The 12,592-nt window shown below is 65.2% G+C and carries 15 protein-coding genes and 1 pseudogene; 5 read left to right on the top strand and 11 right to left on the bottom strand.

All coding sequences use genetic code 11. The features are described 5' to 3' along the window. Positions 1–101: 101 nt before the first annotated feature. The 4 genes from GEV05_27900 to GEV05_27885 form a co-directional block, all read right to left on the bottom strand. Positions 102–1,049: a hypothetical protein gene (locus GEV05_27900; GenBank protein MPZ47118.1), complete on the bottom strand. Its 948-nt coding sequence runs from the start codon at positions 1,047–1,049 to the stop codon at positions 102–104. Between the two features lie 132 nt (positions 1,050–1,181). Beyond that, positions 1,182–1,595, bottom strand: coding sequence for a cupin domain-containing protein (locus GEV05_27895; protein ID MPZ47117.1), 414 nt, complete (start codon positions 1,593–1,595; stop codon positions 1,182–1,184). Between the two features lie 282 nt (positions 1,596–1,877). Next, a complete protein-coding gene (locus tag GEV05_27890) occupies positions 1,878–2,699 on the bottom strand; it encodes a pseudouridine synthase (protein MPZ47116.1) in 822 nt (273 codons plus the stop codon). Positions 2,700–2,717: 18 nt separating this feature from the next. After that, the gene (locus tag GEV05_27885) at positions 2,718–4,061 is read right to left on the bottom strand and encodes an amino acid permease (GenBank protein ID MPZ47115.1); all 1,344 of its coding nucleotides are present in this window, start codon (positions 4,059–4,061) and stop codon (positions 2,718–2,720) included. Positions 4,062–4,385: 324 nt separating this feature from the next. Here GEV05_27885 and GEV05_27880 point away from each other — a divergent pair, with 324 nt between their 5' ends. The 5 genes from GEV05_27880 (at position 4,386) to GEV05_27860 (ending at position 8,120) form a co-directional block, all read left to right on the top strand. Then, the gene (locus tag GEV05_27880) at positions 4,386–5,270 is read left to right on the top strand and encodes an amidohydrolase family protein (GenBank protein MPZ47114.1); all 885 of its coding nucleotides are present in this window, start codon (positions 4,386–4,388) and stop codon (positions 5,268–5,270) included. 7 nt (positions 5,271–5,277) lie between these two features. Then, positions 5,278–6,237, top strand: coding sequence for a hypothetical protein (locus tag GEV05_27875; GenBank protein ID MPZ47113.1), 960 nt, complete (start codon positions 5,278–5,280; stop codon positions 6,235–6,237). 151 nt (positions 6,238–6,388) lie between these two features. Further along, positions 6,389–6,808, top strand: coding sequence for a hypothetical protein (locus tag GEV05_27870; GenBank protein MPZ47112.1), 420 nt, complete (start codon positions 6,389–6,391; stop codon positions 6,806–6,808). A 156-nt stretch (positions 6,809–6,964) separates the two neighbouring features. After that, a complete protein-coding gene (locus GEV05_27865; GenBank protein MPZ47111.1) occupies positions 6,965–7,357 on the top strand; it encodes a DUF488 family protein in 393 nt (130 codons plus the stop codon). A gap of 484 nt (positions 7,358–7,841) precedes the next feature. Next, a complete protein-coding gene (locus GEV05_27860) occupies positions 7,842–8,120 on the top strand; it encodes a hypothetical protein (protein MPZ47110.1) in 279 nt (92 codons plus the stop codon). Between the two features lie 34 nt (positions 8,121–8,154). Here the strand turns inward: GEV05_27860 and GEV05_27855 are convergent, their stop codons facing one another. The 7 genes and pseudogenes from GEV05_27855 to GEV05_27825 form a co-directional block, all read right to left on the bottom strand. Beyond that, entirely contained in the window at positions 8,155–9,309 is a 1,155-nt protein-coding gene (locus tag GEV05_27855; protein ID MPZ47109.1) for an NAD(P)-binding protein, read from the bottom strand. A 16-nt stretch (positions 9,310–9,325) separates the two neighbouring features. Then, positions 9,326–9,943 (bottom strand): Uma2 family endonuclease, encoded by a 618-nt coding sequence (locus tag GEV05_27850; GenBank protein MPZ47108.1) that lies wholly within the window; start codon positions 9,941–9,943, stop codon positions 9,326–9,328. 89 nt (positions 9,944–10,032) lie between these two features. Further along, on the bottom strand, positions 10,033–10,644 hold the full coding sequence (locus tag GEV05_27845) for a Uma2 family endonuclease (protein MPZ47107.1): 612 nt from the start codon (positions 10,642–10,644) through the stop codon (positions 10,033–10,035). A 50-nt stretch (positions 10,645–10,694) separates the two neighbouring features. Further along, positions 10,695–11,522: a hypothetical protein gene (locus tag GEV05_27840; GenBank protein MPZ47106.1), complete on the bottom strand. Its 828-nt coding sequence runs from the start codon at positions 11,520–11,522 to the stop codon at positions 10,695–10,697. Between the two features lie 169 nt (positions 11,523–11,691). Further along, positions 11,692–12,150 carry a hypothetical protein gene (locus GEV05_27835; protein MPZ47105.1) on the bottom strand — a complete coding sequence of 153 codons (459 nt, stop codon included), beginning with the start codon at positions 12,148–12,150 and terminating at the stop codon, positions 11,692–11,694. After that, positions 12,149–12,250 (bottom strand): annotated as a pseudogene (locus GEV05_27830) (SDR family NAD(P)-dependent oxidoreductase). Before GEV05_27830 ends, GEV05_27835 begins: the two are co-directional and overlap by 2 nt. A 20-nt stretch (positions 12,251–12,270) precedes the next feature. Next, a partial coding sequence (locus GEV05_27825; GenBank protein ID MPZ47104.1) for a tripartite tricarboxylate transporter substrate binding protein occupies positions 12,271–12,592 on the bottom strand: 322 nt, incomplete at its 5' end.

The raw sequence follows: 12,592 nt of genomic DNA, 5'->3' as shown, positions 1-12,592 counted from the left end.
TGTGACGACGGGACAGAGCACGGCCTGTGCCCGGCTGTCATCGCAGATGCCGCGCCTGCTCCTGGCGTGCGTGCTCGAGCGACAAGGCCGCCTGCGCCTGGTCAGGGCTTAGTGGCGGGGTAGGCGCCGGCGTCTGCGTGCTGACGTGCGTCACCGGCCAAATCGCGCATGACCGCGATGTAGAAGTGCAACCGCTCGCTCACTTTGCGCCGCTGACCGGGGCGCAGTTCTTCGAACACGGTCAGCAGCATCCTGCGGCGCGCCTGCTGATAGTCCTCGATGCGCGCTGCCACATCGGCCGGGCGGTTCGCATTCCAGTCGAGCAGCCAGTCGCGCAGCCGCTCGGCAAAACGCGCGTCATGACGTTCGCTCAGAAGCGCGAGGAACTCGCGTTGACGGCGCATGCGGTCCTGATGGCGTAGCGCGGCATCGAGCGGCTGGGCTTCGCTCAATGCAGTGAAGCGGCCGCGCTGTTCCCCGTCGAGCGGACCGGCCCAGTGTTCGATCGACTCCAGGTCACGTTTCGCCCGCAGGCGCTTCTGTGTGTCGGCCGGAGCGCCCACGCCGTGCTCGCGCGCGAATTCGCGATTGTCGCGATCGAAGCGACGGCGCGCCGCTGCCATCTGCTCGTTCGACAGCGTGGCGAAAAATGCCGCTGCATGCTGGTAAGTGTGCAGAACCAGCGGGCGCGATTGCGCCTTGACGCTGTCGACCGCCCAGGCTGCATCCTGCGCCTCTGGCCCGCGTGTCAGGCGGCGGTCGATGGCTTCGAGCAGTCCTGCATAGACACTGAGCTGGGTCGCGCGGTGCCAGGCGTGCGCGCGTGCGAAGTCGGCCCGGAACATGCGCTTCTGCTCGTCGGTGAGATCGAAGTAGTCGTCGACCCGCCAGGTGGCGATGTGATCGGCCTGGTTGTAGACCGTGCGGATCGCGCTGCAACCGCCAAGGAGCATTGCGAGCGCGATGAGGCTCAGGAAGGCACGCATATCCGGCGGCTGCACGCCACGTGCCTGCCATTCGGCAAGCGCGGCCGCGGGTCTTGCGACCATTGATGCGACGGTGCTTGCTAATTCTGGTGAATCGTTTTCGTCGTAATCCGTCATTCCCGCGCAAGCGGGAATCCAGAACGTGACTCCGCCTGGACCCCCGCGTTCGCGGGGGTGACGAACTGACTCAGGACACTAGTTGCTGTCTTCCAGGGCGGGCAGCAGGTGGCGGAAATCGACCGGAACGAAATCGTAACCTTCGTGCGGCGCGTGCACGATGAAGAAGTATGCTTCCTCGCCGGTGCTCGGGTTGTACACCTCGTGCTTCACGCCCGGCGGCATTGCGCAGAAGGAACCGGGCCGCAACTCGAATATGCCGTTCCCGTGCTGCCCTTCGTAGCGGATCTGGAGCACCCCCTTGATGCCGACGAAGATGTCGTAGACCTTCGAGTGGAGGTGGCGGGGAACGCCGGATCCCGGCGCGACGCGGAATACGGCGGATTGCACGGCGCCGTCCTCGTGTATCACGGCCTTGTCGCAACCCGGGCGACGGAACTGGAAGTCGACGCGGGTGATGTCGTCGATCGAGACAACGGGCTTCTGTGCCATCGGTGATCCATTCTCGAGTGCAGGAGGAAGTTCCGAGCGGCTCGCTCGCCAGGGCGATCAGGCGTCGCGATCCAGATCCATCTTGAAGGCCGCCGCCAGATCGGAGGGCGGATTTTCAGTGCTGACCGGCGCAATCCTGGGCATTGAAAGCTCCCGTTTCGACATTCGCATGTCCCGGCTCGAATCCGGGCACCGAACAATCGTACACGCCGCGATGGCAGAAACTCAACTCACGTTCGCGCCGCAGCGGCTCCGCAGAGGCGATCAGCAGCGAGACCGAGGTTAGCCGAAGCGCTCGTCGGGCGCGAGGTAGCGCCATTGACCCAGCGGTAGGCGGCTCAGCGTCACGCGTCCGATGCGCACGCGTTTCAGTCCCAGCACTTGCAGGCCGACGGCTTCGCACATGCGCCGGATCTGGCGTTGGCGGCCCTCGGTCAGCACGAAGCGCAACTGATCGGCGTTCAGCCACTCGACCGTTGCCGGCCGCAGCGCAACGCCGTCGAGCGACAAGCCGTGGTTGAGCCGCTGCAGCTGCGTTGCCGCGAGCGTGCCGGCGACGCGCACCAGGTATTCCTTTTCGATCCGGGAATCGGCGCCGATCAACTGCCGCGCGATGCGGCCATCCTGCGTCAGCACGAGCAGGCCGGTCGAATCGATGTCGAGCCGGCCGGCCGGTGCGAGGCCGCGCAGGTGCGAAGCACGAAACGCGATCGGCGCCGGGTCGTCCTGCCAATGCGTGGCGCTGCCGATGAGCGCGATCGCGGGCTTGTAGCCTTTCTCTGCCTGTCCGGAAACGATTCCGATCGGCTTGTTGAGCAGAACCGTGACGCGGTCGCGTTGCGCCGCTTGTGCGGCGCGCTCCACCGTGATGTGCTGTTCGGGGCCGATGCGCGTGCCGAGCTCGGTGACCCGGGCGCCGTCCACCCGCACCCAGCCTTTCGTAATCCACTCGTCGGCTTCGCGCCGCGAGCACAGTCCCATTGCGGCCATGCGCTTGGAAAGACGCACGAGCCCGGGCTCGGGCGTGACGGCGTGCGGCGTCTGCGGTCGCTGCAACCGCGGCGGTTGCGGATGCTCGATTCGGCGTGGGCGTCGTGGCTGCATGCCGGCTTGACGGGGAGACTACTTGCGGGCGAGGAAATATAGCGGAATGCCCGCCGCCATGATGGCGATCCCGGCCAGCACCATGTCGCCGAAGCTCGGCCCGTACACGGGATTGCGAATGTAGTCGATGCTCGACCCCAGCATGTAGGCGCAGCTCGCGAGGAACGCGAGCGGTATGACAGGATAGAGCGGCACCTTGAACGGTGGCTCCTCGCCGCCCCGCGCCCGGAAGACGAAGATGGTGGCGCCGGTCAGCAGGAAGAAGGTCCAGAACACGGGCGAAGTATAGGCGACCATCGCACTGAACCCGTCCGGGGTGAACGAGCTGGCCGCGATCAGCACGAGCGTGATCACGCCTTGCACGAGAAGCGCGTTGGCCGGTGTGCTGCCGCGCTCGCGCCAGTTTCCGAGCAGGGCGAACAGCCGGAAATCCTGGCCGAAGGCGTAGCTCGTCCGTGCGCCGGTGAAGATCGCCGCGTTCATTGTGGTGGCCGCGGACACGCACACGATCAGCGCCAGCGCCACCGCGCCGCGGTCGCCGGTGAGGATGCGCATCACGTCGGCCGCAACCGCCTTCGATTCGGCCATGCCGCCCAGGCCGAGCGCCGCCATGTAACCGGCATTGACCAGCATGTAGAGCGCGGTGACCGCGATGATGCCCGTCACGAGGATGAAGGTCATCTTGCGTCGGGCGTCGCGTACTTCGCCGGAAATGTACGCTGCTTCGTTCCAGCCGCCATAGGTGAGGAGCACGAAGATCATGGCGAGCCCGAACGAGGCATTCGGATTGACTGTCGCGGCGGGTTTCGCCGCATCCTGCGTGGCGAACAGGGCAAACAGCGAAAGCAGCACCAGCGAGCTGATCAGGATCACTTCCATGATCTTCTGCACGTTCTTCGATTCGATGGTGCCGACGAAATTGAGTGCCGTGAGCACGACTACCGAGATCGCCGCCCATTTCGCCGAGCTGTGCGCGCCGAGGGGCAGGATCTCGGAGGCGTAGTCGCCCAGGACGAATGCGACCGCGGCGATGGCGCCCGTCTGAATGACGGTCATCCGCGACCAGGCAAACAGAAACGCCGCGCAGCGCCCGAGCCCGCGCGCGAGAAAGGAATACTCACCGCCGGTGTGCGGATAGCGCGAGGCGAGCTCGGCGTAAACCAGCGCGCCGCAGAGCGAGATCAGGCCGCCGAGCAGCCAGGCACCGAAAAACTCGAGCGACCCTGCGGTGTTTCCGGCAACGAGCGAGGGCGCCTTGAAGATGCCCACGCCGATCACCATGCCGACCATCAGGAAGATGCCGTCGGGCACGGAAAGCAGCGCGCGCGGCTGCGCGCTCGGTTGGTTCGTTGGCTGCGCCATGAAAGCGTCCTGTTATGGTTCGATAGGATTGGGACGCGGTGCGCGCGGGCCGTCATCCGGCTGCTGCGGCAACATGACCCGAACGGCCCGCCGGCTGTCGGCGCGGCCGACCCGGAGTGTAGCGGCAACTGCAACCCGGCACTACTGCAACCCGGCACTACTGCGACTCTGCGGCTTGATCACGGCGCTCCTCCCGCCTTGCGCCGGCGCGCACGTCGAATTGGCGGCGTTGGCGTCCGCTCATGTGCGTTTGCAAGTGTGGTGGCGACGCTGCGGGCGAGCCGCCGCGGGACGAGAGTGACGCTTGCGGGGCATCGACGTATCATGCAGCGAGTTTTCATCGGCGCGGGCGCTGCGAGCGATGCGCACGACGTGCTGCAGGCGAGGAGAAACAAAATGCTGATCGTAGACGCACAGGTACACATCTGGACCAGCGGCACGCCGGTGCACATCCACCGGCAAGTGTCGCACTACACGCAGGACGAAGCGCTGCGCGACATGGACGAGGCGGGCGTGCGCGCGGTGCTGCTGCATCCGCCAAGCTGGGATCCGAATGCGAACGAGGTCGCAATCGAAGCCGCACGCGCCCATCCCGACCGGTTCGCCATTCTCGGCTTCTTCGATGTCGCCGATCCGAGTCGGCGCTCGGTGCTCGATACGTGGCGCCAGCAGCCCGGCATGTTGGGATTGCGCTTCGCGATGCTGAAGCCGGCCGAGGCGAACTGGCTCGCGGACGGTACGATGGACTGGCTGTGGCCGGCTGCCGAGCGCGCCGGCTTGGCCGTCGGATTGCTCGTGCCCAACCGCCTGCCGAAGGTGGCCGAGATCGCGTCGCGCCATCCGGGGCTCAAGCTTCTGATCGATCACATGGCGCGCCCGCGCGGCAGCGCCGACGATGCGGGCTGGGCGGACATCGGAGAGCTGCTTGCGCTGGCGAAATATCCGAACGTCGCCATCAAGGCGACCGGCTCGCCCAGCTACTCGACCGATCCCTACCCCTACCGCAACATCCACAAGTACCTGCAGCAGATCTTCGACGCGTTCGGACCGCAGCGCATGTTCTGGGGCACCGATATCACACGCATGCCGTGCACCTGGCGCCAGTGCGTCACCATGTTCACCGAAGAGCTGCCGTGGCTGAAGGGCAAGAACCTGGAGCTGGTGATGGGACGCGCGTTGTGCGACTGGATCGACTGGAACCTGAGATGAGCCGCGCGTGCTCGGTTCGGGTCGCGCTCGCTTGCATCGTATCGGCCGCGGCAAGCGTGGCGAGCGCGCAGAATTTTCCGGTGAAAGCGGTGCGCTGGGTCGTGTCGTTTCCGCCCGGCGGCAGCGTCGATTCGATCGCGCGCCGCATGGGGCCGCCGCTCGCCAGCGCATTGGGCCAGCAGGTCGTCATCGACAATCGCGTCGGCGCCTCAGGCAACATCGCCTCCGATCTGGTCGTCCGCTCGGCACCGGACGGCTATACCCTGCTGAGCCACACGGTGCCGTTCGTGGTCAACACGTTCCTCTACAGCCGGGTGCCCTACGACCCCGTGAACGACTTCGCGCCGGTCAGCCTGCTCGCCACGACTGCGTCGCTGCTCTCGGTGCATCCGTCGGTGCCCGTGCGCACGGTGAAGGAGCTGCTGGCGCTCGCGCGCGCGAAGCCCGGTGCGCTCAACTACGGCTCGGCCGGCGTAGGCACCAACCCGCACATCTCGGGCGAGCTCTTCAATTATCTGGGCAAGGTCAACATGGTGGCCGTGCAGTACAGGGCGGCCGGCCGGCGCTGACGGCGACTATCAGCGGTGAAACGTCGCTCACGATCACGAGCGTGCTGGAAGCGGCGCCGCAGGTGCAAGCGGGGCGGCTACGCGCGATCGCCGTGACGAGCCGCAAGCGCTCGCCGGCGCTGCCGGATATTCCGACCATTGCCGAGGCGGGCTTGCCGGGCTACGAGTTCCTCGGCTGGCATGCGTTGCTCGCGCCCAAAGGCACGCCGGCATCGATTACCAACCTCTTGCGCGACAAGCTCAAGGTGGCGGTCGGCACGCCCGAGGTGACGCAGCAGCTCCAGAACCAGGGGCTCGACCTGGTGCTCGGCACGCCGGACGAGCTCGGTGCCCACATCAAGGCCGAAATGCAGAAGTGGGGCACGGTGGTGAAAGAGCGGGGGATGAAGGCGGATTGATCTCGCCGTCCTGGCGAGCCGGCTGCCTGGGATATCGAACCTTTTGCCTGAGCTTGCGCTCGCGCGGGAGCGAGGGTTGCTGGCCGTTGGCGGGTCAACCCGGTTCGGCGCATTCAATGCGTCGTGCATCCTGGAAGTCGAGGAGTTTCGGATGGCTTCGAACACAACATCGTGCACATTCTGTCCTTGCCTGTTCTATCGCGACGCGCCCGCGCTGATCGACTGGCTCGAGCGCGCGTTCGGTTTCAAGAAGCGGCTGGTCGTGCCGGGCGAAAGCGGCTCGGTGGCGCACGCGGAGCTGAGCTTCGGCGACGGTGTCGTCATGGTGGGTTCGTCAAAACCCGAGCGCGGCTGGGTGAGCCCGCGCGAGCTGTCGGCGCTCAACCAGGTGATCTCGGTTAGCGTCGACGATCCCGATGCGCATTACGCGCGCGCGAAGGCGGCCGGCGCCGAGATTCTGCAAGAGCTGAAGGACGAACATTACGGCTCGCGGGGCTACATGGCGCGCGATCCCGAAGGCAACCAGTGGTATTTCGGCACCTATCGGCCCGGCGGCCATTGGACCGAATAGGAACGACGGGGTCAGGTCTTGAACGTTGCAGAACCAGTGATTCCTGAATGGATCGGGAACAAGTCCAATCGGTAAGGGTCAGGTCTTGAATCTTGGAAATCCAATGACTCTTCAGGGAACCGGAGTCGAGCCCGTCGTGTCCGGGGCAGTTCGCTCATGAGTGTTCGCATCGTTCGCCTCGGCACGCCCCGCATTCGCGGCGAGGGCCTGCGCATCGGCACCGTGCGCCGGCCGCCGCGCGGTGTGCCGAAGAGCCGTTATGCCAGCGGCAACTGGTACGACGTCTGGATGCCGCTGCTTGCGCCGAGTCCCGAAACCGTCAAGCTCGCGCTGTCGGCGGAGAGCGCCGCGGAGCGACGCAAATTCGCTCAGCGCTATCGCCGTGAAATGGCCAAGCCCGATGCCAGCCGGCTGATCGATCTGCTTGCCGTGCTATCGCGGGAGGCGAATTTCTCGGTCGGTTGCTATTGCGAGGACGAATCGCGCTGCCATCGGCGGGTGTTGCGCGAGCTGTTGGCCGAGCGCGGCGCGAGGATCGGTTCGCGCTGATGCACGTCATGCTCGAGCGGAGCACGGCGACACCTGGAGGAAGCCTTGCATGAATATCGACGTGCTCGTCGTTGGCGCCGGTCCCACCGGCTTGATGCTCGGCCAACCAACTCGGACGCCGTGGGCTCAGCGTCGCAATCGTCGATCGGCACAGCGGCCCGGCGCAGCAGACGAGAGCCATGGCGGTACATGCGCGCACGCGGGAGATCTATGCGCAGCTGGAGATCGCCGGGCCCATGTCGTGGCGTTTGCCATGCGGTCCTCCCGCGCTCGCGAGCGCCTGTTCCGTACCGTTTCGCAGATCGGAATCGGCTAGCGCGCGAGCGCCCTGGCGGAAACGCTCCCGGACGCTCCGCGCACGGCCCCTCGGGCGGGGGACCGCTTCCCATGGGTCCGGCTGAAATTCCGATCCGATACGAAGGCCGAAGACCTGTACGAACGGCTCGACGACACGCGCTTCAACCTGATCGTCGTCGGACAGCCTTTGCCGCAGCCGGCCGCGCTCTGTGCGATCGACGCGTCGGCTGTGCATGCCGTCATCGACGACCCGGCAAACAACGAGGAGCTGGAGCGGGTGGGAATCACGCTACCTTGCTACTTCGTGCTGCGGCCCGACGGATACATCGCGCTCACAGGCGGCCGCCTGATGGTGCAGGACATCGAGCGCTACTTCGCCGGGCGCGACATCCGCTTGCTGGCGGCGAGGTCTCGATCCGGTGCGCCGGTGTGCGAGTTGGCGCCGATACGGGCGTCAAGCGTCTGATGCGCGTGGCCGCGAACGGGGCTCGTGCCCTTCCCTATGCCGTGACCGTCTGCGCATCGATCAAGGGCGCCGACCATACGTCGTAGCCGTATACCCAGGTGGGATCGGTCGCGCTGCGCATCCAGGTGTTCTTGCTCGACATCTGCTGGATCTCCGATGTGCGCGGCAGCCGGTTCGCTTCGTAACGTTTGAAGGCTTGCCCGATGCCGTCGGCATCGATGCCTTCGAGGCAGCGCGACAGCATGGCCGCATCTTCCAGCGCCGAGGCGGCGCCTTGCGCCATGTACGGTGTCATGGGATGACACGCGTCTCCCAGCAGCGTGACCCGGCCCTCGCACCAGCGTGGGAGCGGATCGCGCTCCATCAATGCCCACTTGTGCACCTCGGGGCAAGCTTGCATGACCGCCCGCACTTCGGCATGGAACCCGGCATAGGCTTCGCGCAAGACGTTCAGATCACCCTTCTGCGACCATGATTCGGGCGTCATCCAGCCCGCCTCCTCGGGCTGGCTGGTGACGAAGTACAGCTCGTCCAGGTTGGCGGTGACGAAGTAGATCACGACGTGCCGGTCCGGTCCCCACCACTTGGTGCGCACCGGGGTGATGCGCTGACTGCCGAGCAGGCGGGCAGAATAGGTGGTGCGGTAGGCGACGCGGCCCGTGAAGCGCGGCTTCTCGGGCCCCAGCATCCCGTTGCGTACCGTCGAATGCACGCCGTCGGCACCGATGACTGCTTGCGCCGACGCTCGCGTGCCGTCGGCAAAGGTCAGCGTAACGCCGTGTGCATCCTGATGCAGCCCGGCCAGCTTGCGATTGAACTGCACGATGCCGGGCGGCAACACCGACTCGATGATCGCATGCAGGTCGGCTCGATGCAGCAGCAGGTAGGGCGCGCCATAGCGGTGCTCGATCGCCTCGCCCAGCTCCAGCTCGTTGGTGACCTTTCCGCTATCCCACTCGCGGCTGATTCCCGCCGGCGCCGCGAAGGCGATTTCCCGCATCCGCTGCTCGGTGCCCAGGCGGCGGTGCACCCGCATGGCATTGGGGGTCTGCTGGATTCCGGCGCCGACGCGGGCGAAGCGGGATGCCTGCTCGTAGATCGTGACCTCGAAGCCGAGGCGCGACAGAAAGACTCCCGCCGTGAGCCCGCCGATGCCTGCACCGATGATCGCGATCGATCCCTTGTTCATGGCGCCGGCATGCAAGTCAGTCGAACAGGCCGGTTAGGTCGATCACGAAAGCGCTCTGCTCGATACGTCCTTGCCTGCCGTAGAGCTCGAAGCGCCTGGATTGCGGAAAGACGATCCAGGCTTCGACGCCACCTGTCGCAAGGTAGGCAGCGACCTTTTCGTTGAGCTCTTTGCGCGAATTGGACGGGGACGCGACTTCGATGCAAAGCTCGGGCGCCTGTGTGAAGGGCGTTTCGTTGCCATGCGTAGCGATGAATTCGGCGCTGGCCCATGCCACGTCGGGAACGAACAAGCCGGACGCGGTCGCAATGCCGACTTCAACCAGCGCCTGGCCGTCGAGCGGCGTCATTCTTTGAACCAGGCGCGCCTGCAATTTGCCGTGATAAGTGCTCGCGGGGCTCATGATGACCCGGCCCCAGGTATCGACCTCCAATTTGCCGGGTACGTTCGCGAAGAAGGGGTCTACGCACATCTTGCGGTACATCTCGCCCAATTCCTCGGGTGTCAGCGGCTTGTCGATGACTTCGGGGGTATCGTCCATGACATGGGTCCTGGCGCGAATAGATAACGGATGGATCGACTGAACGGCTAGTCTAAGCCCGCGATCCGGCCGCGACAATCGGCCGTTCGTCATAGCATCGCATGCCGGCTCGCAGCCGCGCTACGACTGCGGGCGAATGCGCTTCTTGCGCAGCCGCAGGCCCGGCGATTCGGGCCGGGTAGTCAATCGAACAGTTCGCTCAGATCGACCTCGAACGCCGTCTGCGGCAGCGGACCGTCCTTGCCGTAGAACTCGAAGCGCTTGCTTCGAGATAAAACGATCCACGCTTCGACGGCACCGGCTGCGAGATAGGCAGCGATCTTTACGCTCAACGCCTTGCGTGAGTTGGAATGCGATGCGACTTCGATGCACAGTTCCGGCGCCCGCGTGAAAGGCATTTCTTCGTCCTGCCGGGACACAAATTGAGCGCTGGCCCAGGCGACATCGGGAACGAGCAGTCCAGCCGGCGTGACGATCGGAGGTTCAGTGTATGCTTCGCCGCCGAGCGCACTCAGGCTGCGAGCCAACCGTGCCTGGAGTTTTCCATGATACGGCGTCGCAGGGCTCATCAGGATGCGGCCCCACATGTCCAGCTCGATCTTGCCCGGAATGTTCGCGAACAATGGGTCGTCGCAGAGCTTGCAGTACATCTCGCCCAGCGCGTCGTACGTCAGCGGTTCGTCGATGACTTCGGATGTCGTATCCATCTCGTTACTCGACTCGGCGATGGGATGGCTCGGTCGGCTGCGATTCGGACAGTCTACGCGCGGACCGACGGCGCAACAATCGTCCATGCGTCATAGCCTTGGACGGGTCTCGAGCGCAGTCGGCGTGGCAACGAACGCTATCCGGCCTTGCGCGGATTGAAAATCGCCGAATGCATGACCTCGGCCATTGTCTTGTTCCCGGCGCGAATGGCGACATACAAGCGCACGAGCTGGTGGCCCTTACGCTCCCACTTCTCCTCCGGGATCGCCCGCACCGCGTAAGCCGGACCGACCCGCAGCACGTCGTGGAATACGATGCGGCTGCCGGTGTGAATCCAGGCGGGCAGCGTGAAGCGGTTGCGCAGCACGTAGTTCGCCTGGCGCAATACGAAGCCCGGGTGCAGGCACGGCGTGTCGCCGCTCGCGTAGATGGCGAGATCGTCGCGCACGTCCGCGCACCATTGCCGGTTGTCGGCAGCCGTCGGCGACCAGGCGAGCGCCGGGAACGGCTTGCCGACTTCCATCAGCTCCCAAGTCACGATCGGGCGTGCTTCGATTGGCGGGGCGGGGGGCGTATCGCTGCGTAGGTCGACCGCTGGGCTCGACTGCGGGATGTGCGAGCTCATGCGCGCAAGCTCGACACCTTCCTCGTTCGTGCAGGTGAGCTCGTGGGCAGAGCCGGTCGCATCCGCGCGCGTGCGGACGGTCAGCAGATCGCCCTCGTAGGCCGGCTTGGAAAACGAAACCTCGGCGATCCCTTTGCCGAGCCAGGTCTCACCGTAGCGCTGGACCAAGGGGCGTGTCATGTGGGCGAATACCGTAACGCCCGGCACGAGCGCGCCCTTGAAGCCGAACTGGCGCGCGACCTCGTCGCTGTGCATCCGATTCTCGGAGTGCTCCGAGGCGTTGTGGGTGCGCACGCAGTAGGGCGGCAAGGTTTCGGCTGCTGGTTGTGGCGTGCTCATGAGAGCTCCTGCGGATTTCGGCGTTCTGTCGAAAGGCTTTTCTGCGTCGTACCCGCTATGGCGGAAGCGACCCTCCCACGCACGGATGTGCGCCAGGATTCGGGAATCGATTGATGAGAGTGCTTCCCTATGGGCGAAGTCCATTTCATTTTTTGTCGGAAATCCTGCCCTATTTTTCTGACAAAAACAACGCGGCTCGCCAAAACAGTGGCCAATGGACACTATTTTTGCGGTCCATGACCGGTACCTCGGCAACGGACGGGTTTGGCGTCCGAGCCGGAGATTGGGACTGCAGGTCGGAACCGGCAAACAGTGCTTCCAGAGATCTCCGCAGGGTCTTCGAGCTCTCCTGCCAGGCGCGCAGCGCATCGGGCAATGCGCCTGCCTGATATTCCGCCTGATCCTGCCGCGCCTCGCTCGCCTGCGCGGCGACGTAAAGCGGAATGCTGAGATTACCTTCCTTGGCGTGGATTTCGTTCAGCGACTTCGTCCAGCAGAGTGCAACACCGATCGAGGCCGCGCACGCGTCATGATCGGTTACGTCGAATGCGGCGGTTTCGGCATGCAGACCGCGCCGTTCCAGCTCTGCTTGCCGCGCATGCAGGGTCGAAGTATCGCGTCCGTTCAAGTACGAGCGCACCCGCCTGGGCAAGTGCTTGTGCGATCGCCCAGCCGAGACCGCGCGACGCGCCGGTCACCAGCGCCACCGTGTCCTGCAGGGAGAACATTGCGAACCCCTCCCGCGGTTTCAGTTCACGGTGGCGCCCGAGGCTTTCACCACCTTGGCCCAGCGCGCGATCTCGGAGCGCACGAGTTGCGCGAACTCCTGCGGCGTATTGGTCTCGACTTCCGCACCGACCCCGGAGAGCTTCGTCTTCACGTCACTGCTGTCCATCAAGGCGCGGATCTCGCCATTGAGCTTGGTTACGAGCTCGTCCGACATTTTCGCGGGGCCGAATACGCCGTACCAGGAAGTGACGTTGAATCCGGACAAACCCGACTCGGCGATCGTGGGCAGATCGGGAAGCAGGCTCGATCGCTTGATGCTGGTCACGGCGATGGGACGCAGC

This window comes from Betaproteobacteria bacterium, from assembly GCA_009377585.1.
Lineage (GTDB): Bacteria > Pseudomonadota > Gammaproteobacteria > Burkholderiales > WYBJ01 > WYBJ01.
This window is presented reverse-complemented; position numbering and strand designations above follow the sequence as displayed.

What these genes read in the sequence shown, in the direction of transcription:
- GEV05_27890 (MPZ47116.1), bottom strand. Translation starts at nt 2,699, where the DNA reads ATGCAGCCACGACGCCCACGCCGAATCGAGCATCCGCAACCGCCGCGG.
- GEV05_27855 (MPZ47109.1), bottom strand. Translation starts at nt 9,309, where the DNA reads ATGAACAAGGGATCGATCGCGATCATCGGTGCAGGCATCGGCGGGCTC.
- GEV05_27885 (MPZ47115.1), bottom strand. Translation starts at nt 4,061, where the DNA reads ATGGCGCAGCCAACGAACCAACCGAGCGCGCAGCCGCGCGCGCTGCTT.
- GEV05_27850 (MPZ47108.1), bottom strand. Translation starts at nt 9,943, where the DNA reads ATGACGAACGGCCGATTGTCGCGGCCGGATCGCGGGCTTAGACTAGCC.
- GEV05_27865 (MPZ47111.1), top strand. Translation starts at nt 6,965, where the DNA reads ATGAGTGTTCGCATCGTTCGCCTCGGCACGCCCCGCATTCGCGGCGAG.
- GEV05_27870 (MPZ47112.1), top strand. Translation starts at nt 6,389, where the DNA reads ATGGCTTCGAACACAACATCGTGCACATTCTGTCCTTGCCTGTTCTAT.
- GEV05_27895 (MPZ47117.1), bottom strand. Translation starts at nt 1,595, where the DNA reads ATGGCACAGAAGCCCGTTGTCTCGATCGACGACATCACCCGCGTCGAC.
- GEV05_27845 (MPZ47107.1), bottom strand. Translation starts at nt 10,644, where the DNA reads ATGGACGATTGTTGCGCCGTCGGTCCGCGCGTAGACTGTCCGAATCGC.
- GEV05_27880 (MPZ47114.1), top strand. Translation starts at nt 4,386, where the DNA reads ATGCAGCGAGTTTTCATCGGCGCGGGCGCTGCGAGCGATGCGCACGAC.
- GEV05_27900 (MPZ47118.1), bottom strand. Translation starts at nt 1,049, where the DNA reads ATGGTCGCAAGACCCGCGGCCGCGCTTGCCGAATGGCAGGCACGTGGC.
- GEV05_27840 (MPZ47106.1), bottom strand. Translation starts at nt 11,522, where the DNA reads ATGAGCACGCCACAACCAGCAGCCGAAACCTTGCCGCCCTACTGCGTG.